Raw genomic sequence first — 19,706 nt, forward strand, 5'->3', positions numbered from 1 at the left:
ACACACGGTGGCCGGCGACAGGCAGGCGGAGACGACGGTGCCCAGCGAGGCGCGGGAGCAGCACGCGCAGCTCGCCGAGCAGATCGAGGAGCACCGCTTCCGGTACTACGTGAAGGACGCTCCCGTCGTCAGCGACGCGGAGTTCGACCGGCTGCTGCGCGCCCTCGAGGCGCTGGAGGAGGAGCACCCCGAGCTGCGCACGCCCGACTCCCCGACCCAGAAGGTCGCGGGCGCGTACGCCACGGAGTTCACGGCCGTCCAGCACCGCGAGCGGATGCTGTCGCTCGACAACGCCTTCGACGACCTGGAGCTGGCCGCGTGGGCCGAGCGCGTCCACCGCGACGTCGGAGCCTCCGCGTACCACTTCCTGTGCGAGCTCAAGGTGGACGGCCTGGCCGTCAACCTGACCTACGAGAACGGCCGTCTCACGCGTGCGGCGACCCGCGGCGACGGCCGCACGGGCGAGGACATCACGCCCAACGTGCGCACCATCGCGGAGATCCCGGAGCGTCTCACGGGCGACGGGGTGCCCTCGCTCGTGGAGATCCGCGGCGAGGTGTTCTTCCCGATGGAGAAGTTCGAGGAGCTCAACGCCCGTCTGGTCGAGGCCGGCGACAAGCCGTTCGCCAACCCGCGCAACGCGGCGGCCGGATCGCTGCGCCAGAAGGACCCGCGCGTCACCGCCTCCCGCCCGCTGCACATGGTCGTGCACGGCATCGGCGCCCTGGAGGGCTACGAGGGCCTGACCCGCCTCTCCGAGGCCTACGACCTCCTCAAGACCTGGGGCCTGCCCACCTCCCCTCACAACAGGGTGGTCGGCGACCTCGACGCGGTGCGGGCGTTCATCGCGTACTACGGCGAGAACCGGCACTCGGTGGCGCACGAGATCGACGGGGTGGTCGTCAAGCTCGACGAGATCCGGCTGCAGGGCCGGCTCGGCTCCACGGCCCGTGCGCCGCGCTGGGCGATCGCCTACAAGTACGCGCCGGAGGAGGTCAACACCCGCCTGGTCAACATCCGCGTGGGCGTCGGCCGTACCGGCCGCGTGACGCCGTACGCCCAGGTGGAGCCGGTGACGGTGGCCGGCTCAGAGGTCGAGTTCGCCACCCTGCACAACCAGGACGTCGTCAAGGCCAAGGGCGTGCTCATCGGCGACACCGTGGTGCTGCGCAAGGCGGGTGACGTGATCCCGGAGATCCTCGGCCCGGTCGTCGACCTGCGCGACGGCAGCGAGCGCGAGTTCGTGATGCCCGCCGAGTGCCCGGAGTGCGAGACCCCCCTGCGGCCGATGAAGGAGGGCGACGTCGACCTGCGCTGCCCGAACGCCCGCAGCTGCCCGGCCCAGCTCCGCGAGCGCCTGTTCTACCTGGCGGGCCGCAAGGCGCTGGACATCGAGCAGTTCGGCTATGTCGCCGCCGCCGCCCTCACCCGCCCGCTGGAGCCCGCGCAGCCGCCGCTGGCCGACGAGGGCGACCTGTTCGACCTCACCGTCGACCAGTTGCTGCCCATCCGGGCCTATGTGCTCGACCAGGACAGCGGTCTGCCCAAGCGGGACCCGAAGACGGGCGAGGAGAAGATCGCCACGGTCTTCGCCAACCAGCAGGGCGAGCCGCGGAAGAACGCGGTGGCCATGCTGGAGAACATCGCGGCGGCCAAGGACCGCCCGCTGGCGCGTGTCCTCACCGGCCTCTCGATCCGGCACGTCGGTCCGGTCGCGGCCGAGGCGCTGGCGCGTGAGTTCCGCTCGATCGAGCGCATCGAGCAGGCGACCGAGGAGGAGCTGGCGAACACCGACGGGGTCGGATCCATCATCGCGGCCTCGCTCAAGGAGTGGTTCGCCGAGGAGTGGCACCAGGAGATCCTCCGCAAGTGGAAGGCCGCCGGCGTCCGCATGGAGGAGGAGAGCTCCGAGGAGGACGAGGGCCCGCGTCCGCTGGAGGGCCTGACGGTCGTCGTCACCGGCACTCTGGAGCGCTTCACCCGTGACGGCGCCAAGGACGCCCTGCAGACCCGTGGGGCGAAGGTGACCGGTTCGGTTTCGAAAAAGACATCTTTCGTTGTGGTGGGTGACAATCCTGGATCGAAATATGACAAGGCAATGCAGCTGAAGGTTCCTGTTCTGAACGAGGACGGCTTCTCCGTTCTCCTGGAACAAGGGCCCGAAGCGGCTGCTGAAGTGGCGCTTTCCGCCGAGGAGTAGGCGCGACGGCGGTTGAAGGCCACCCGATTGGCGCATACCAGATGCATACGGGTGGCCGGGGCGCAATTGGGCAACCGTCGACGACCGCTGCCCGTGGAAGCCTTCTGCGGCCTACTGTTGAGGCGTGCGCCTGCCGTGCCCAGGGTTGTCAGGGCAACGGGCCGCGTGGCGTGGGCACCGCCGGCTGTGAGAGGGACGGGAATGGAACCGACCGAGAGCGCCGCCCCGGAGTCATGGCTGCGCCGGCGCCGGGTGGCCGGCGTCCGGTGGGGAAACCGGTGGACGGGGCGCTCCGAGCGGCGACCGGCCGCGGAGACGTACGTGCCGCACACCGCACCGCGGCCCGACGCCGGCGGCTTCGCCGCGCCGCCCCTCGGGGCGCCCGGCGCCCACACCGGCCGTCAGCCGTCCCTGCCCACCCTGCCCGCGTCGGTCGTCGGGGTCGCCGCCCTCGTCCTCGGCGCCGGGTTCTTCCGCGCCTACACCGACCACCGGGCCCTCTTCCCGTCCGGCACGACCGGCTGGGCGCTGGCCGTCCTCGCCGGCGTCGTCGTCGGCCACCTGGTCCTCCTCGGCCGCGCCCGGTGGTGGGGCGGCACCGGCTCCGGCGCCGCGCTCACCCTCGCCGTCCTGCTGCTGTACGGGTGGGTGCCGGCCGGCATGGTCAGCCTCACCGTCGTCGTCCTGGTCGGCATAGCCCGGCGCCACCGCTGGCGGCAGGGCGTCCTGCACGGCGCGGTGGACATCCTCGGCATCGGCGCGGGCGCCCTGCTGCTCGCGGCCTGCGGACGGATACCCTCGGTGGAACGCCCCTGGACGCCCGACAGTTGGACGGTCTACACCGGACCACAGGTGGTCCTGGTGGCCGTCGCCTACCTCGCCGTCACCCGTGTCCTGCTCTGGTACCTGCACGCGCCCCGCCTCGGCGGACTGCCCACCGTCGCCCGGACGGCCCTGGTCAGACAGGGCCTCGTCGCGGTCGCCCTGCTCGGCATCGCACCGCTGATCTGCGTGGTGGCCGTGGCCAAGCCGATCCTGCTGCCGCTGTTCGCCATCCCGCTCATCGCCCTCGACTCCACCCTGTGGATGGCCCGCGCCCGCGCCGAGGAGCAGCTGCGCGACCCGCTCACCGGCCTGCCCAACCGTCAGTGGCTCCTGGAGCGCATCTGGACCGCCCTGGACGACGCCGAGCGCATCGGCGCCCGCTCCGCCCTGATGCTGATCGACCTCGACCGCTTCCGCTCGGTCAACGACACCCTCGGCCACCTCGCCGGGGACCGGCTGCTGCTCCAGATAGCCGAGCGGCTGAAGCTCGCCCTCCCGCGCGGAGCGGAGGTCGCCCGGCTCGGCGGGGACGAGTTCGCCGTCTTACTGCCCGTCGCCGACTCCACGACCTCGGCGACCCGGGTCGCCCGCGGGCTGGTGTCCGACCTCAGCTCGCCGCTCGACCTCGACGGACTCACGCTCGTCCTGGAGGCCAGCGCGGGCGTCGCCGTCTTCCCCGAGCACGCGCTCGACGCCGAGGGCATGCTGCGCCGGGCCGACGTGGCGATGTACCAGGCCAAGCGGGACCGCACGGGCGTCGAGGTGTACGAGTCCAAACGCGACTCCAACACCCCCGACCGGCTCGGCCTGCTGGGCGACCTGCGGCGCGCGCTCGACGCGCACGAGGTGCAGCTGCACTACCAGCCGAAGGTCCGCTTCGACGGACAGGTGGCCGGGCTGGAGGCGCTGGTGCGCTGGGTGCACCCGGAGCGCGGGAAGGTTCCGCCGGACGAGTTCATAGCGATCGCCGAGTCGTCCGGGCTGATGCCGCACCTCACCGAGTACGTGCTGGACACGGCGCTCGGCCAGGTCGCCCGTTGGCGGGCCCAGGGGCTGTTCGTGCCGGTCGCGGTCAACGTCTCCCCGCGCGACGTCCACACGCCGGGCTTCGCGGGATCGGTCGCGGCGCGCCTCGCCCGGCACGGAGTGCCGGCGGGAGCGCTCCAGTTGGAGATCACCGAGCACGTCCTCCTGGAGGACCCGCAGCGCGCCGCCGACACCCTCAACGGACTGACCGGCCACGGCGTGAAGATGTCCCTCGACGACTTCGGCACCGGCTACTCCTCCCTGGTGCACCTGCGCCGGCTGCCGGTGAGCGAGCTGAAGATCGACCGTTCCTTCGTGGCGCGGCTGGCCGTCGACGCCGAGGACGCGGAGATCGTGCGCTGCACGGTCGACCTCGCGCATTCCCTGGGGCTCCTGGTCGTCGCCGAGGGCGTCGAGGACGACGAGACCTGGGAACGCCTGCGCGACCTGGGCTGCGACGCCGTCCAGGGCTGGCTGGTGGCGGCCGCGATGCCGGCGGACGAGACGACGGCGTGGCTGCGGGCCAGGGGCTCGCGCGGCTGGCAGCGCCCGCGGGCGGCCCTGCCCGCGGCCGCCGCGGACGAGTAGCCCTCGCGGGCCGGTGACGAAAGCGTTTCACGGGCAGGGCGCACAGCACCCTAGGATTGGGCCCGGACCACACACTCACTCCACCCCAGAGGAACGCTGCATGCCTGGCATCACGCGCGAGGAGGTCGCCCACCTCGCCCGGCTGGCGCGTCTGGAGCTGAAGCCCGAAGAGCTCGAGCACTTCGCGGGACAGCTGGACGACATCATCGGCGCGGTCGCCCGCGTCAGCGAGGTCGCCGACCAAGACGTACCGCCGACCTCGCACCCGCTCCCGCTGACCAACGTCATGCGGGCGGACGAGGTCCGTCCGTCGCTCACCCCCGAGCAGGCGCTCTCCGGCGCCCCGGCCCAGGAGCAGCAGCGTTTCAAGGTGCCGCAGATCCTGGGGGAGGACTAACCGCCATGACGGACAACGTCACCATCATCAGGCTCACCGCCGCCGAGACCGCCGCGAGGATCGCCTCCGGCGAGCTCACGGCCGTCCAGGTCACCGAGGCCCACCTGGCCCGTATCGAGGCCGTCGACGAGAAGGTCCACGCCTTCCTGCACGTCGACCGCGAGGGCGCGCTCGCGCAGGCCCGCGCCGTCGACGAGAAGCGGGAGCGGGGCGAGAAGCTCGGCCCGCTGGCCGGCGTCCCGCTCGCGCTCAAGGACATCTTCACCACCGAGGGCATCCCGACGACCGTCGGCTCCAAGATCCTCGAGGGCTGGATCCCGCCGTACGACGCGACGGTCACCAAGCGGCTGAAGGCCGCCGACGTCGTCATCCTCGGCAAGACCAACATGGACGAGTTCGCCATGGGGTCCTCCACCGAGAACAGCGCCTACGGCCCGACCGGCAACCCCTGGGACCTCTCCAAGATCCCCGGCGGCTCCGGCGGCGGTTCGTCCGCCGCGCTCGCCTCCTTCCAGGCGCCGCTCGCCATCGGCACCGACACCGGCGGCTCCATCCGCCAGCCCGCCGCCGTCACCGGCACGGTCGGCGTGAAGCCGACGTACGGCGCGGTCTCCCGCTACGGCATGGTCGCCTTCTCGTCCTCCCTCGACCAGGGAGGCCCCTGCGCCCGCACCGTCCTCGACGCGGCGCTGCTGCACGAGGTCATCGCCGGGCACGACCCGCTGGACTCGACGTCGATCGACGCGCCCGTCCCGCCGGTCGTCGAGGCCGCCCGCAACGGCAGCGTCGACGGCATGCGCGTCGGCGTCGTCAAGCAGTTCCGCGGCGAGGGCTACCAGGCCGGCGTCATCCAGCGGTTCGACGAGTCCGTCGCGCTGCTGAAGGAGCTGGGCGCCGAGATCGTCGAGCTGGACTGCCCGTCCTTCGACCTCGCGCTGTCGGCGTACTACCTGATCGCGCCCTCCGAGTGCTCCTCCAACCTCGCCCGCTTCGACGGTCTGCGCTACGGCCGCCGCACCGGCGACGACGGCACCCGCTCGGCCGAGGACGTCACCTCCCTCACCCGTGAGGCGGGCTTCGGCCCCGAGGTCAAGCGCCGCATCATGCTCGGCACGTACGCCCTGTCGAGCGGTTACTACGACGCCTACTACGGCTCCGCGCAGAAGGTCCGCACGCTCATCACGCGGGACTTCGAGAAGGCCTTCGAGCAGGTCGACGTGATCGTGTCGCCCACGACGCCGACCACCGCCTTCGCGATCGGCGAGCGCGCCGACGACCCGATGGCGATGTACCTGGCCGACCTGTGCACCATCCCGACCAACCTCGCGGGCAACGCGGCCATGTCGCTGCCCTGCGGTCTCGCCCCGGAGGACAACCTCCCGGTGGGCCTGCAGATCATCGCCCCGGCGCTGAAGGACGACCGGCTGTACAAGGTCGGCGCCGCCGTCGAGGCCGCCTTCGTGGAAAGGTGGGGTCACCCGCTCATCGAGGAGGCTCCGTCGCTGTGAGTGCACTGAACAAGGCCAAGGGCTTCAAGAAGTCCAAGTCCGGCACGTACCTGTCCATCGCCGGCACCGCCTTCGGCGCGATCGGCGTCGCCAAGCGGCTGAAGAAGGCCCGCGCCGAGAAGGACACCCTGGTCCTGATCGACGCCACCGTGTCCGCCGTCGCCATCGTCACCGGCCTCGCCATCCTCTACCGCGAGCTGAAGCGGCTGGGCGACGACGACGTCCTGCTGGGCTGAGAGGGAAGTTTCACCGTGACCACCACGACCGACCTGGTGTCGTACGAGGACGCGCTGGCGTCGTACGACCCCGTCATGGGCCTCGAGGTCCATGTCGAACTCGGCACCAAGACCAAGATGTTCTGCGGCTGCTCGACCGAGCTCGGCAGGGACGCCAACACGCAGACCTGCCCCACCTGCCTCGGCCTGCCCGGCGCGCTCCCGGTCGTCAACGCGATCGGCATCGAGTCGGCGATCAAGATCGGTCTCGCGCTGAACTGCGAGATCGCCGAGTGGTGCCGCTTCGCCCGGAAGAACTACTTCTATCCGGACATGCCGAAGAACTTCCAGACCTCCCAGTACGACGAGCCCATCGCCTTCAACGGCTACCTCGACGTGCAGCTGGAGGACGGCGAGACCTTCCGCGTGGAGATCGAGCGCGCCCACATGGAGGAGGACACCGGCAAGTCGACCCACGTCGGCGGCGCCACCGGCCGCATCCACGGCGCGTCCCACTCCCTGCTGGACTACAACCGCGCCGGCATCCCGCTCATCGAGATCGTCACCAAGCCGATCGAGGGCGCCGGCGAGCGGGCCCCCGAGGTGGCCCGGGCGTACGTGCGTGAGCTGCGCGAGGTCATCAAGGCGCTCGGCGTCTCCGAGGCCCGTATGGAGATGGGCCAGATGCGCTGCGACGTGAACCTGTCGCTGCGGCCGCACGGCCGCGAGAAGTTCGGCACGCGCTCCGAGACGAAGAACGTGAACTCGCTGCGGTCCGTGGAGCGTGCGGCCCGCTTCGAGATCATGCGGCACGCGGCCGTGCTCAACGGCGGCGGCACGATCGTCCAGGAGACCCGCCACTTCCACGAGGACACCGGGTCCACGACCTCGGGCCGCGTGAAGGAGGAGGCCGAGGACTACCGGTACTTCCCGGAGCCCGACCTCGTCCCGGTCGCCCCGTCCCGCGAGTGGGTCGAGGAGATCCGCGCAGGGCTGCCGGAGCTGCCGCTGGTTCGCCGGGGCCGGCTGCTCGCCGAGTGGGGGATCTCCGCCACCGACATGCAGTCGATCCTCAACGCCGGCGCACTGGACCCGATCGTCGCCACGATCGACGCCGGCGCCGACGCGGCGTCCGCCCGCAAGTGGTGGATGGGCGAACTGGCCCGCAGCGCCAACGAGTCGGGCGTCGCGCTCGACGAGCTGGCCATCACGCCGCAGCAGGTCGCCCGGGTCGCCGCACTGGTGAGCTCCGGCGACCTGAACGACAAGCTGGCCCGCCAGGTCATCGAGGGCGTCCTCGCGGGCGAGGGCGACCCGGACGAGGTCGTCGACAAGCGCGGGCTGAAGGTCGTCTCCGACGACTCGGCGCTGGGCACGGCCGTCGACGAGGCCATCGCCGGCAACCCGGGCATCGCCGACAAGATCCGCGGCGGCAAGGTGGCCGCGGCCGGCGCGCTGGTCGGCGCCGTGATGAAGGCCACGCGCGGTCAGGCCGACGCGGCCCGCGTCAAGGAGCTGATCCTGGAGAAGCTGGGCGTCAGCGAGGGCTGAGCCCTTCGCGAGCCACCAGGGGTGCACCGGTTCGCCGGTGCACCCCTGGCCGCGTTCCCGGCCGGACGCGCTACGCTCGCCCGCCATGAGCGCACGAACCGACTCCGACGCCCACAGCGACATGGAGGACCCGGACGAGGCGTACGGCGCCGAGGAGGCCCGGCGGGCCCGCTGGACGGCGACCGTCGCCGGCGCCCTGCTCACCCTCGCCGGCCTCGCCGCGTCCCTCGTGCGCCTCGGCCGCTCCGTTCCGGCCCTCGTCCCCTCGGCCTACGCGCTCGGCGCCGCCGTCTGCGCGCTCGCCGCGTTCCTCGGCGCCCGGGGCCGCACCCGGCGCGCCCTGTGGCTGCTCATCGCCGGCGTGATGGTGATGGCGCTCGGAGACCAGTCGGACTGACGCCGCCCTGCGCGGCCGGACGGGCGGGGCCACGCGGGCGCGGCCGGATGGAGCGGCGAGACGGACATGGCGAGACGGGCGCGGCGAGACGGGCGCGGCCGGACCGGCATGGCAGGGCTGACATGGCCCGACAGGGACACCGTGATTGTCCTGTGATCTGTCTCCCACTCTTGTGAAAAGACACACGAACGCGTCATTCGATCTTTTCCGCCTGCAAGAGTGATCCCAGATCGCTCATACGTTCTTTGCTGGCTGATTCCCGGTCAAAGATCCACAATTCGTCCTCCGGGAGCACAGCTGTGGCAGCCCTCGCGCGTTGGTGTGTCCGCAACCGCCTGCTGGTGGTCCTGCTCTGGCTCCTCGCCCTGGGCGGCACGGCCACGGCGGCCGCCGTCGCCGGCGCCGCGTACTCCAACGACTACGAGGTCCCCGGCACCGAGTCCGGCCGCGCCACCCAACTGCTCACCGAGGGCTTCCCCGACCTCGGCGGCGACAGCGACACCGTCGTCTGGCACACCGCGGCCGGCTCGGTGAGCGACGCCGACGTCGAACAGACCATGACCCGGACGCTGGAGAAGATCGCCGGTCTGCCCGGCGTGGCCTCCGTCGCCGGTCCCTACGGCGAGCAGGGCAAGGCGCAGATCAGCAGGGACGGGCACACCGCCTACGCGACGGTCGCCTTCGACGACCGCGCCGAGGACGTCGACGAGGGCGAGGCCCGGGCCGTCGTCGACGCCGCCAAGGCCGCCGAGACCGACGGGCTCCAGGTCGAGCTGGGCGGCAGCGCGATCGCGCTCACCGAGTCCTCCGGCGGGCATCTCGCCGAGGTCGTCGGCGTGGTGGTGGCCGCGGTCGTGCTGTTCCTCGCCTTCGGCTCGCTCGCCGCCTCGGCCCTGCCCATCGCCACCGCCCTGGTCGGCGTGGGCACCGCCTACGCCGGGATCGTGCTGCTCGGGCACGCCATGACGGTCGCCGACTTCGCGCCCATGCTCGGCATGCTCATCGGGCTCGGCGTCGGCATCGACTACGCGCTGTTCATCGTGACCCGACACCGGCGCGGGCTCAAACGCGGGCTGCCGGTCGCCGAGGCCGCCGCGAACGCCGTCACCACCACAGGTCGCGCGGTCGTCTTCGCGGGCGCCACCGTGTGCATCGCCCTGCTCGGCATGCTGATCCTGCGCCTGAGCTTCCTGGGCGGCGTGGCGATCGCCGCCTCGCTGACCGTCGTCCTCACCGTCGCGGCCTCCGTGACGCTGCTGCCCGCCCTGCTGTCCCTCATCGGCATGCGGGCCCTCAGCCGCCGCGAACGCCGCAGCCTCACCGAACACGGGCCCCAGCCGGAGCTGCCGACCGGGCTCGCCGCCCGCTGGTCGGCGTTCGTGGAGCGCCGCCCCAAGCTCCTCGGCGCGCTCGCCCTGGTCGTCATCGGCGTCCTCGCCGTGCCCACCTTCTCCCTCCGCCTCGGGACCTCCGACCAGGGCAACGGCCCGGAGACGGCCACCACCCGCCAGGCCTACGACCTCCTCGCCCAGGGCGACTCCCGCCCCGGCGCGACCGGGAACGGGGGAGGCTTCGGGCCCGGCGTCAACGGCCCGCTGACCCTGGTGACCCGCGTCGGCGGCGCCGAGGACCGGCTCGCCCTGGACAACCTCGACACCGCCCTGCGCACCACCGAGGGCGTGGCGTCGGTGACGCCGGTGACCTTCGCCTCCGACGGCCGCACCGCGTACCTGACGGTGGTCCCGACGTCCGCCCCGCAGTCGCAGCACACCAGCGAACTCGTCGACCGGCTGCGCACCGAGGTGCTGCCCCGCGCCGAGGCGGGCACCTCCCTCGACGTGCAGGTCGGCGGCGTCACCGCCGGCTACGACGACTTCGCCGACGTCATCGTCGACAAGCTGCCGCTCTTCGTGGGCGTCGTCATCGGCCTCGGCTGTCTGCTGCTCCTGCTCGCGTTCCGGTCCGTGGGCATCCCGCTGAAGGCCGCCGTGATGAACGTGGCCGCCGTCGCCGCCGCCTTCGGGATCGTCGTGGCCGTCTTCCAGTGGGGCTGGGGCAGCGAGCTGCTGGGACTCGGCCGCGCCGGGCCCATAGAGCCCTTCCTCCCCGTGATCATGGTGTCGGTCCTCTTCGGCCTCTCCATGGACTACCAGGTCTTCCTGGTCAGCCGGATGTACGAGGAGTGGCTGGAGACCGGCGACAACCGGCGCGCGGTCCGCGTCGGCCTCGCCGAGACCAGCCGGGTCATCAACTCGGCCGCCGTCATCATGATCTCGGTCTTCCTCGCCTTCGTGCTCAGCGGCGACCGGGTGATCGCCATGTTCGGCATCGCGCTCGCCGCCGCCGTCGCCCTGGACGCCTTCGTGCTGCGCACCCTGCTCGTCCCCGCCCTCATGCACCTGCTCGGCGGCGCCAACTGGTGGCTGCCCCGCGCCCTCGACCGGCGCCTGCCGCGGATCAGCATCGAGCCGCCCGAGTGCCGGGCCGCCCATGAGAGGCTCGCCGGGGCACTGGAGGAACTCGAGAGGGAGCCGCGGCCGGATGTACGCGATATCGCTGGGTGACGACGGAGCCGAGCTGCGCCCCCTGGAGACCTGGCACGCCGAGGAGTTCCTGACGCATCTGCAGCGCGGCCGGGACTTCATCAACCGGTACGTCCCCTTCGGCGCGAAGGCCGTCGACGCGGCGACCGCGCGGGAGACCCTGCGGCGGTACGCCGACATGCGCGCCGCCGACACCGGCTCGCTGCACGGCCTGTGGGCAGACGGCCGTCTGGTGGGCGGCGCGCTCCTGCTGAACTTCGACGCCGCGACCGCCAACTGCGAGGTCGGCTGCTGGCTGGAGCCCGCCGCGACCGGGCGCGGACTGATCACCCGGGCCGTGCGGGTCCTGATCGACCACGCGGTGGAGCAGCGCGGGATCCAGCGGGTCGAGTGGATCGCCTCCGCCGGGAACACGGCCAGCCTGAACGTCGCCCGGCGTCTCGGGATGACCCGTGACGGCGTCCGCCGCCAGGCCTACCCCTATCGTGGGGAGCGGCACGACCTCGAGGTGTGGTCCGTGCTGGCCCAGGAGTGGCGCGACGCTCGCGCGGGCGCCGCTCACAACGATCTCTAAGGGACCTCTCAGAGAGCGTCCGTACGGTGCGAGGTATGGGAACCAAGACTGCTGACCAGGCCGGGGCCGAGACCGGCGCCGGGGCCACGACCGACGAGGAGAAGGCGGACGTCACCAAGACCGACGCCGACGACCGCGCGACGGAGACCGGGGAGCTCGCGGACTCCGGGGAGGCCGCCGCACAGGACGCGCAGGCCGCGCAGGACGCCGAGGACACCGGGGCTGCCGAGGACGCCGACGGCGCCGACGGCACCGAGGCGCTCCGGGCGGAGTCCGTCGGCGTGGGGCAGGGAGCGGGCGCGGTCGTCTCCGCGGTCCTCGGCTTCGTGTCGCTGACCGGCAGCTGGGTCGGCACCGTCGCCGGTGCGCGCCAGAGCCTCGTCGGCCAGCTAAAGACCTCGGCCGGCGGCTTGAGCGTCGCCCAGCAGATGCAGGCGATCTACGGCGACGCCTGGCAGATCACCGCCCTGTGGGCCGGACTCTTCGCGCTGACCGCGCTGGTCACCGGCGTCGTCGTGCTCGCCCGCCCGGCCTTCGGCAGCCCGGCCCGGCCGCAGGCGGCCTGGATCAAGTCGGTCTCCTGGGCGGGCGTCGCGCTCGGCGTCATCGGGCTGCTGCTGGCCGTGCTCAAGTACACCGACGCGTTGCTCGGCCTGCCCTCCGCGCCCTGAGTCTCCGCGGACCACGAGGGATCTCAGGAGACCATGAGGGGCCTCAGGGCCGCCGTAAGCACCTTACGGCCGGCTCTGAGGCCCCTCGGGCGCGTCTAAGGCCCCGCCGCCCGCCGAAGATGCGGAACTCTCCCGATGTGGCGGACCCCCCTGGGAGACGAAGGTTGAGGCATCGCAGCAAGCGAAGCCGAAACCGATCTCCCGGGAGACACACGATGTACGAGTACGAGCTCCACCAGGCCCGGTCCGCCGAACTGCGCCGCCGGGCCGCCGACGAGCGGCTCGCCCGCACCGTCGCCCGAGGCGCTCGCGCCGCCCGCCGCGCGGCCGAGGAACGCGCGAGCGGGGGCGCCGAGTCCGAGTCCCATACGCACCGTCTGCGCCGGCTCCGGTTCCCCCGGACGGCGTGACCGCCGCGGCGGTGGCGGGCGGCCGCACGGGGGTCGGCCGTCCGCCCACCGGGGGCCCGGCGATATCCGCTGGGCTCCCCTCGCGCCCGCATGCCATGCTCGCCCCCGTGGAGAACACGTCCGTCAGCCCCGTCTTCGTCGGCCGCTGCGACGAGCTGGACATCCTGCACGACGCGCTCTCCCGGGCCGCCGCGGGAGAGGCCCGGGCGTTGCTCGTCGGCGGCGAGGCCGGGGTCGGCAAGACCAGGCTCGTCGAGGAGTTCGCGGTGACCGCGGGCCGCGGTGGCGGCGCCGTCGTCGCGGTCGGCGGCTGCGTCGAGATCGGCGCGGACGGACTGCCCTTCGCCCCGTTCTCCACCGCCCTGCGAGCCCTGCGCCGGGCCCTGCCGGACGAGTTCGCGGCGGCCGCCGCCGGACAGGAGGACGAACTCGCCCGGCTGCTGCCGGAGTGCGGTCGGAGCACGGCCGGACGGCACGACGAGGAGGGCACGGCCCGGCTCTTCGAACTCGTCGCGCGCCTCCTGGAACGCGTCGCCGCCGACCGCACGGTCGTCCTCGTCCTGGAGGACCTCCACTGGGCCGACGCCTCCACCCGCCATCTGCTGTCCTATCTGCTGCGCACCCTGCGCGCCGGCCGCCTCGTCGTCGTCGCCACCTACCGCGCGGACGACATCCACCGCCGTCACCCGCTGCGCCCCCTGCTCGCCGAGCTCGAACGGCTGCGCACCGTGCGGCGTCTCGAACTCGCCCGCTTCACCCGGGACGAGGTCGGCCGTCAGATCGCCGGCATCCTGGCCCGCGAACCCGACCCCGCACAGGTCGACGCCATCTTCGAACGCTCCGACGGCAACGCCTTCTTCGTCGAGGAACTCGCCGTCGCCGCCCACGAGGGCTGCCGCACCGGTCTCACCGACTCCCTGCGCGACCTGCTCCTCGTCCGCGTCGAGACGCTGCCCGACTGCGCCCAGAGCGTCGCCCGGATCGTCGCCGAGGGCGGCTCCACCGTCGAGTACCGGCTGCTGGAGGCCGTCGCCCGGCTCGCCGAGGACGATCTGATCGACGCCCTGCGCGCCGCCGTCAACGCCCATCTGCTGCTCGCGGCGCCCGACGGGGACGGCTACCGCTTCCGCCACTCCCTGGTCCGCGAGGCCGTGAGCGACGATCTCCTGCCCGGGGAACGCTCCCGCCTCAACCGCCGCTACGCCGAGGCCCTGCAGGCCGACCCGACGCTCGTCCCCGCCGACGAGCGCGTCCTGCGGCTGGCCAGCTACTGGTACCACGCCCACGACCCGGCCAAGGCGCTGCCCGCCGTTCTCGACGCGTCCGTCGAAGCCCGCCGCCGCCGCGCCTACAGCGAGCAACTGCGGCTCCTGGAGCGGGCGATGGAGCTGTGGGAAGCCGCCCCGCCGGAGGTCAGGGCCGCGCTGCGCCCCGTCGACCACGCCGAGGCGTACCCGTCCGGGCCGCCCGAACCGCGCGAGGGGACGCCCGGCGGCCGCGACCCCGCTGCCCCGCTGCGTTACCTCGACCTCCTGGCGGAGGCCGCCGTCGCGGGCCGCTACTGCGGAGAACGCGAACGCGCGCTGAAGATCGCCAAGCGGGCGCTGCGGCTGCTCGAGGACGAGGACGGCGACCCCCTGTGCGCCGCCTGGTTCTGGGTGCAGCGCTCCCGTCTGGTGCGTTCCCTGGGCCGGGGCAGCGGCCGTGAGGAGCTGGCCCGGGCACAGGAGCTGATGCGCGGCCTGCCGCCCAGCGAGGTGCACGCCGAGGTGCTCGCCCACGCCGCCGGCTGGTCGGCGCTCCATGTGCCGGGACCGGACGCCTACCGCGCCGCCGAGCGGGCGGTGGAGTACGCCCGGATGGTCGGCGCCCGCGAGACCGAGCTCAAGGCCCGCCAGATCCTGGGCATCCTCATGGTCGACGCCGGGCACATCGAGACCGGTCTCACCGAGCTGACCGAGGTCAAGGACCGGGCGCTCGCCGAGGACATCCCCACCGTCGCGCTCGACGCCTATGTGAACCTCCCCTCCGAACTGGAGGCGGTCGGACGCTCCCGGGAAGCCGTCGCGATCATGACGGAGGGACTGCTCTACGCCCGACGGCAGGGGCTGCCGGACACCGAGGCGTGTGTGCAGGCCAACCTCGCGGAGTCCCTGTTGTCGCTGGGCCGCTGGGACGAGGCCGACCGTGCGAGCGCCGAGGCGGGCCGGATCGCCCGGGGGGTGGCCGTCAAGGGCGTCCACGCCACGCTGCGCGCCGAACTCGCCCTGGCCCGGGGCGACCTCGCCGAGGCGGGCCGCCGACTGGACGCCGCCCACCGCTGCTTCGGCTTCCGCGAACACGTGCCGCAGGACCGTCTCCCGCTCGCCCGCCTCGCCATCGCCCTCGCCGTGGCCGAGGACCGCCCCGCCGACGCCCGGTCCCACCTGGAACACGCCCTGGACGTCGGATTCCCGCCCGGCGCCCAGCGCTACGCCTGGCCCCTGCTGCTCACCGCGGTCTCCGCGCTCGACGCGGTCGCCGGGACCGGCGCCGGGTCGGCGGTCCGGATCCGTCGGGCGGCGAAGACGCTCGCCGCAGTCGCCCCCGTCTGGCAGGCGCACGCGCTGTGGCTCCACGCCGAACTCGCCCGCGCGGAGGGCCGCAACGACCCGGAGGACTGGTCCGAGGCGGTCGCCGCCTTCGAGTGTCTGGAACGCCCCTACGACCTGGCCCGCGTCCGGCGCCGGACGGCCGAGGCGCTGCTCGCCGTCGGCGGGGACGCCGAACGCGAGCGGGCCGCCGAGCTTCTGCGCCTCGCGCACGCGGTCGCCGTCCACCTCGGGGCCCGTCCGCTCGCCGACGCCGTCGCCCTGCTGGGCCGGCGCGCCCGGCTGCCCCGGACCACCGTCGCGGGCCCGCCGGACGCCCCGGCCGGACCCGCGGACCCGCTCGCCGCTCTCGGTCTCACCAGCCGCGAACGCGACGTACTGCGTCTGGTCTCGGCCGGCCGCACCAACCGGCAGATCGCCGAGGAGCTGTTCATCTCCCCGAAGACGGCCAGTGTGCACGTCTCGAACATCCTGTCGAAGCTCGAGGTGTCGGGCCGGGGAGAGGCGGCGGCGGTGGCCCACCGGCTGGGGCTGTTCCCGCCGAAGGCCGGAAACGGGCTGATCGCGCGATAATCGCGACACGGGGCAGGCCGACCGCGACCCGGCAGAGGAGAGCGATGTTCAACGCCTTCGAGGAACTCTTCTCACCGGGCCGCAAGCACACCCGGGACGAGCAGAACCGGCTGGAGCTGACCCGGGAGGACGTCGGCGACGCCGATCCCGGACGCGGGCCGATAGACCTCGCCTCAGGAAAGGTCGTGGTCCGCCCGCCCGAACCGGAGCCGCCGGCGCGGGAGGTACCGGCGCGGGACGAACCCGCGGAGGAGAGGCCCACCGCGGGGGAGAGGCCCACCGCGGGGGAGGGGTGACGGCGGCGGTCAGGTCACGCGCAGCTCCAGAATCCGGTCGTCCCCCTTCTTCGGGGCGCCGCGGCCGTCCGTGGCGCTGGTGGTGACCCACAGCTTGTCGCCGCCCGCCGCCACCACCGTGCGCAGCCGCCCGTACTCGCCCTTGAGGAAGGCCTGCGGATCCGCGGAGACGGCCGTGCCCTTCAGCGGGACGCGCCACAGCCGCTGCCCCCGCAGCCCCGCCATCCAGATCGAGCCCTCGGCGTACGCGATGCCGCTCGGTGAGGCCTCGTCGGTGTGCCACTGGGCTGTCGGGTCGCGGTACTTCGCGTCCTTGGACGCGCCCTCGGCCGCGGGCCAGCCGTAGTCGGCGCCGGGTTCGATCGCGTTCAGCTCGTCCCAGGTGTTCTGGCCGAACTCCGACGCGAACAGGCGCTGCTTCGCGTCCCAGGCCAGCCCCTGCACATTGCGGTGGCCGTACGAGTACACCGGAGAGTCCGGGAACGGGTTGCCGGGGGCCGGCTCGCCCTCCGGGGTCAGCCGCAGGATCTTGCCGCCGAGGGACTTCTTGTCCTGCGCCAGCCCCCGGTCGCCGTTCTCGCCGGTGCCGATGTACAGCTGCCGGTCGGGACCGAAGGCGATCCGGCCGCCGTTGTGGATCATGCCTTTGGGGATGCCCTTGAAGACCGTGTCGGGCGCCCCCAGCTGATCGCCGGCCGGTCGCTTCGCGTCGTAGAGCATGCGGACGACGCGGTTGTCGGAGACCGAGGTGAAGTACGCGTAGACCATGTGGTCGGAGGCGTAGTCGGGGGAGAGGGCGAGGCCCAGCAGGCCGCCCTCACCGGCCGCGGAGACCCCCGGCACCTCGCCCAGCTCCGTCTTCGCGCCCGTCTTCTCGTCCACCCGCGTGATCGTGCCCTCGTCGCGCGAGCCGACCAGCAGTCCGCCCTCGGGGAGGGGCGCGAGGCCCCAGGGCGTGTTCAGGCCCTCGGCCACCGTGCGCACCACGTCGACCGTGCCCTTCGCGGGCGGGGTCTCCTCGGCGGCCGGAGCGGTCCGGGCGGCGGACGCGCTCCCCGGGGAGGCGCTGGCGGAGGCGCCGGGCGACCCTCCGGCGCCGGAGGAACAGCCGGCCGTCACCAACAGGGCGCCCGTGGCCAGCACGGCCGACACAGCTCGACGTCGCACGATCATGGTCCCTTCGACACGGGTCCCTCGGCGGGCTACACCTGTCTTACGCCGGCGGAGCCTGTGGGGTTCCCGTCCGGCGCGGCGCCCACCCGAAAGCGGTGCTCGTCCCTTCGGCCCCGGCGCCCCGGGCGGGGGCGCTCACTCCCACGATCCCTGCGCCCCCGGCAGCCCCGCCAGTTCGGCCAGATCCTGCGGCGTCAGACGCAGCCGGGGGGCGCCCGCGTTCTCCGACACCCACCGTTCCCGCTTGGCGCCCGGGACCGGCACCACGTGCCGGCCCTGCGCCAGCACCCAGGCCAGGGCCGCCTGCGCGGCCGTCACGGCGTCGCCGTGCCGGGCGGCGACCCGGCGCAGGCCGACGACGATCGGCTGGTTCGAGGCCATCATCTCGGCGGTGAACCGCGGATGCCGGGCCCGCATGTCGTCCGGTTCGAATCCCTGCCCGGGGGTCAGCCTGCCGGTGAGGAAGCCGTTGCCGAGCGGCATCGCGGCCAGGAAGCCGACCCCGTGCGCCTCGCACCACGGCAGCAGACCGTCCAGCGCCTCGGGCGACCACACCGACAGCTCCGCCTCGACCGCGCTCACCGGGAAGACCTGCTGGACGCGCCGCAGCTGCCGAATCGTTCCGTCGTACAGGCGCCCGCTCGACCGGCGGCCGCCCCGCGCGCCCACCGCGCACAGTCCCAGCGCCCGCACCTTGCCCGCCCGGACGAGCTCGGCCATCGCGCCCCAGGTCTCCTCGACCGGCACCTCGGGGTCGGCGCGGTGCAGCTGGTAGAGGTCGATGACATCCGTCTGCAGCCGCCGCAGGGAGGCGTCGCAGGCCCGTTTCACGTATCCCGGGCGGCCGTTGGCCACGATGTGCTGTTCGCCGACGAGCAGACCCACCTTCGTCGACACGAACGCGTCCTCGCGCCGCTCCTTCAACGCCCGTCCCAATAACAGCTCGTTGGTGAACGGGCCGTACATGTCGGCGGTGTCCAGCAGGGACGAGCCCTCGTCCAGCGCCCGGTGCACCGCCCTCAGCGACTCGTCGCCCCGCTGCCGCGACCCGCTGTACGCCCAGCTCATCGGCATGCACCCGAGACCGACGGCGCCCACCTCGAGCGCCCCCGCGCCGATCGTCCTGCGCTCCACCTGCCCGAAACCCTCCCTCAACCCGACCCCCCAACCTAACCTCTGCCGCGGCCCGGGCCTGACATAGCCTCCCGACCATGAGTGCTGACGTATGGCTGCCCATCCCCCCGCAGGAGATCGAGGGCCTCCCGCAGGGCCCGGCCTACCGCTTCTGGAACGGCGAGCAGGACTTTCCGGCGGACCCCGCCGACTGCGCCTTCTACGTCGTCCCCTACATGAAGGACCCCGAGGTCGGGCAGCGACCCCTGCCCGCGATGAGCTCGCTGGAGGTCGTGCAGACCCTGTCCGCCGGCATCGACCACGTGGAGCCGGCCCTCGGGACGCTGCCCCCCGGCGTACGGCTCTGCAACGCGCGCGGGGTGCACGAGGCGAGCACGGCCGAGCTCACGCTCACCCTGGTCCTCGCCTCGCTGCGCGGCGTCCCCGACTTCGTCCGGGCGCAGGACCGCGGGGAGTGGCTCGGCGGGTTCCGGCCGGCGCTCGCCGACAAGAACGTCCTCATCGTCGGATACGGCTCCATCGGCTCCGCCATCGAGGACCGGCTCGTGCCCTTCGAGGTGGCGCGGGTGGCGCGCGTCGCGCGCTCCTGGCGCACGACGGCGCGCGGCCCCGTGCATCCGATCGCCGAACTGCCCGCCCTGCTTCCCGAAGCGGACGTCGTGATCCTCTGCACGCCCCTGAACGAGGCGACGCTGGGCCTCGCCGACGCCGGGTTCCTGGCCCGGATGAAGGACGGCGCGCTGCTCGTCAACGTGGCCCGGGGCCCGGTCGTCGACACCGAGGCGCTGCTCACGGAACTGCGGAGCGGCCGGCTGACCGCGGCGCTGGACGTCACCGACCCCGAGCCGCTGCCCCCGGGCCACCCCCTGTGGACCGCCCCGGGCGTGCTCGTGAGCCCGCACGTCGGCGGACCCACCTCCGCCTTCCGGCCCCGCGCCGACCGCCTGCTGGCCGACCAGTTGCGCCGCTTCGTGAACCGCGAGCCGCTGCGCAACGTGATCCTCACGACGGGCGCCCCGGCCGGGACGTGACGC

General features: G+C 73.1%; 16 protein-coding genes. 14 read left to right on the forward strand and 2 right to left on the reverse strand.

Translation table 11 applies throughout. From position 1 onward, the window contains the following. The first annotated feature begins 7 nt into the window (after positions 1-7). From ligA to ABT300_RS03940, 13 genes are all read left to right on the forward strand, one after another. Positions 8-2,200, forward strand: a complete 2,193-nt coding sequence (ligA, locus tag ABT300_RS03880; protein ID WP_351671697.1) for an NAD-dependent DNA ligase LigA — start codon at positions 8-10, stop codon at positions 2,198-2,200. Between the two features lie 201 nt (positions 2,201-2,401). Next, positions 2,402-4,639, forward strand: coding sequence for a putative bifunctional diguanylate cyclase/phosphodiesterase (locus ABT300_RS03885; RefSeq protein WP_351671700.1), 2,238 nt, complete (start codon positions 2,402-2,404; stop codon positions 4,637-4,639). Positions 4,640-4,739: 100 nt separating this feature from the next. After that, on the forward strand, positions 4,740-5,036 hold the full coding sequence (gene gatC / locus ABT300_RS03890; protein WP_007384860.1) for an Asp-tRNA(Asn)/Glu-tRNA(Gln) amidotransferase subunit GatC: 297 nt from the start codon (positions 4,740-4,742) through the stop codon (positions 5,034-5,036). 5 nt (positions 5,037-5,041) lie between these two features. Continuing rightward, entirely contained in the window at positions 5,042-6,544 is a 1,503-nt protein-coding gene (gene gatA / locus ABT300_RS03895; RefSeq protein WP_351671704.1) for an Asp-tRNA(Asn)/Glu-tRNA(Gln) amidotransferase subunit GatA, read from the forward strand. Continuing rightward, positions 6,541-6,780 carry a hypothetical protein gene (locus ABT300_RS03900; RefSeq protein ID WP_069770484.1) on the forward strand — a complete coding sequence of 80 codons (240 nt, stop codon included), beginning with the start codon at positions 6,541-6,543 and terminating at the stop codon, positions 6,778-6,780. The genes gatA and ABT300_RS03900 overlap by 4 nt, the downstream gene beginning before the upstream one ends. Before the next feature lie 15 nt (positions 6,781-6,795). Then, a complete protein-coding gene (gatB, locus tag ABT300_RS03905) occupies positions 6,796-8,310 on the forward strand; it encodes an Asp-tRNA(Asn)/Glu-tRNA(Gln) amidotransferase subunit GatB (protein ID WP_351671708.1) in 1,515 nt (504 codons plus the stop codon). 85 nt (positions 8,311-8,395) lie between these two features. Further along, positions 8,396-8,707: a hypothetical protein gene (locus tag ABT300_RS03910; RefSeq protein ID WP_351671711.1), complete on the forward strand. Its 312-nt coding sequence runs from the start codon at positions 8,396-8,398 to the stop codon at positions 8,705-8,707. A gap of 299 nt (positions 8,708-9,006) precedes the next feature. After that, positions 9,007-11,271 (forward strand): MMPL family transporter, encoded by a 2,265-nt coding sequence (locus ABT300_RS03915; RefSeq protein ID WP_351671714.1) that lies wholly within the window; start codon positions 9,007-9,009, stop codon positions 11,269-11,271. Continuing rightward, complete coding sequence (locus ABT300_RS03920) at positions 11,249-11,824, forward strand: GNAT family N-acetyltransferase (protein ID WP_351671717.1); 576 nt, start codon at positions 11,249-11,251, stop codon at positions 11,822-11,824. The genes ABT300_RS03915 and ABT300_RS03920 overlap by 23 nt, the downstream gene beginning before the upstream one ends. 35 nt (positions 11,825-11,859) lie before the next feature. Then, a complete protein-coding gene (locus tag ABT300_RS03925) occupies positions 11,860-12,495 on the forward strand; it encodes a hypothetical protein (RefSeq protein ID WP_351671720.1) in 636 nt (211 codons plus the stop codon). A 215-nt stretch (positions 12,496-12,710) separates the two neighbouring features. Further along, positions 12,711-12,905 carry a hypothetical protein gene (locus ABT300_RS03930; RefSeq protein ID WP_319277508.1) on the forward strand — a complete coding sequence of 65 codons (195 nt, stop codon included), beginning with the start codon at positions 12,711-12,713 and terminating at the stop codon, positions 12,903-12,905. 95 nt (positions 12,906-13,000) lie between these two features. Next, complete coding sequence (locus tag ABT300_RS03935) at positions 13,001-16,069, forward strand: helix-turn-helix transcriptional regulator (protein ID WP_351671723.1); 3,069 nt, start codon at positions 13,001-13,003, stop codon at positions 16,067-16,069. A 44-nt stretch (positions 16,070-16,113) separates the two neighbouring features. Further along, positions 16,114-16,365, forward strand: a complete 252-nt coding sequence (locus tag ABT300_RS03940) for a DUF6191 domain-containing protein (RefSeq protein WP_351671726.1) — start codon at positions 16,114-16,116, stop codon at positions 16,363-16,365. A 9-nt stretch (positions 16,366-16,374) separates the two neighbouring features. On the opposite strand, the gene ABT300_RS03945 is transcribed toward ABT300_RS03940, so the two are convergent. After that, positions 16,375-17,538 (reverse strand): PQQ-dependent sugar dehydrogenase, encoded by a 1,164-nt coding sequence (locus ABT300_RS03945; RefSeq protein ID WP_351671729.1) that lies wholly within the window; start codon positions 17,536-17,538, stop codon positions 16,375-16,377. 135 nt (positions 17,539-17,673) lie between these two features. Continuing rightward, entirely contained in the window at positions 17,674-18,672 is a 999-nt protein-coding gene (locus ABT300_RS03950) for an aldo/keto reductase (protein WP_351671732.1), read from the reverse strand. 77 nt (positions 18,673-18,749) lie between these two features. Between ABT300_RS03950 and ABT300_RS03955 the strand changes: the two genes are divergently transcribed. Continuing rightward, positions 18,750-19,703 (forward strand): 2-hydroxyacid dehydrogenase, encoded by a 954-nt coding sequence (locus ABT300_RS03955; protein ID WP_351671735.1) that lies wholly within the window; start codon positions 18,750-18,752, stop codon positions 19,701-19,703. Positions 19,704-19,706: the final 3 nt, after the last annotated feature.

It is taken from the genome of Streptomyces sp. NPDC001027 (genome assembly GCF_040299045.1).
Taxonomy (GTDB): Bacteria; Actinomycetota; Actinomycetes; order Streptomycetales; family Streptomycetaceae; genus Streptomyces.

Coding starts and splice junctions, on each gene's coding strand:
- ABT300_RS03885 (WP_351671700.1), top strand. CDS start 2,402: ATGGAACCGACCGAGAGCGCCGCCCCGGAGTCATGGCTGCGCCGGCGC.
- gatA (WP_351671704.1), top strand. CDS start 5,042: ATGACGGACAACGTCACCATCATCAGGCTCACCGCCGCCGAGACCGCC.
- ABT300_RS03955 (WP_351671735.1), top strand. CDS start 18,750: ATGAGTGCTGACGTATGGCTGCCCATCCCCCCGCAGGAGATCGAGGGC.
- gatC (WP_007384860.1), top strand. CDS start 4,740: ATGCCTGGCATCACGCGCGAGGAGGTCGCCCACCTCGCCCGGCTGGCG.
- ABT300_RS03940 (WP_351671726.1), top strand. CDS start 16,114: ATGTTCAACGCCTTCGAGGAACTCTTCTCACCGGGCCGCAAGCACACC.
- ABT300_RS03925 (WP_351671720.1), top strand. CDS start 11,860: ATGGGAACCAAGACTGCTGACCAGGCCGGGGCCGAGACCGGCGCCGGG.
- ABT300_RS03910 (WP_351671711.1), top strand. CDS start 8,396: ATGAGCGCACGAACCGACTCCGACGCCCACAGCGACATGGAGGACCCG.
- ABT300_RS03920 (WP_351671717.1), top strand. CDS start 11,249: ATGTACGCGATATCGCTGGGTGACGACGGAGCCGAGCTGCGCCCCCTG.
- ABT300_RS03935 (WP_351671723.1), top strand. CDS start 13,001: ATGCTCGCCCCCGTGGAGAACACGTCCGTCAGCCCCGTCTTCGTCGGC.
- ABT300_RS03930 (WP_319277508.1), top strand. CDS start 12,711: ATGTACGAGTACGAGCTCCACCAGGCCCGGTCCGCCGAACTGCGCCGC.
- ABT300_RS03945 (WP_351671729.1), bottom strand. CDS start 17,538: ATGATCGTGCGACGTCGAGCTGTGTCGGCCGTGCTGGCCACGGGCGCC.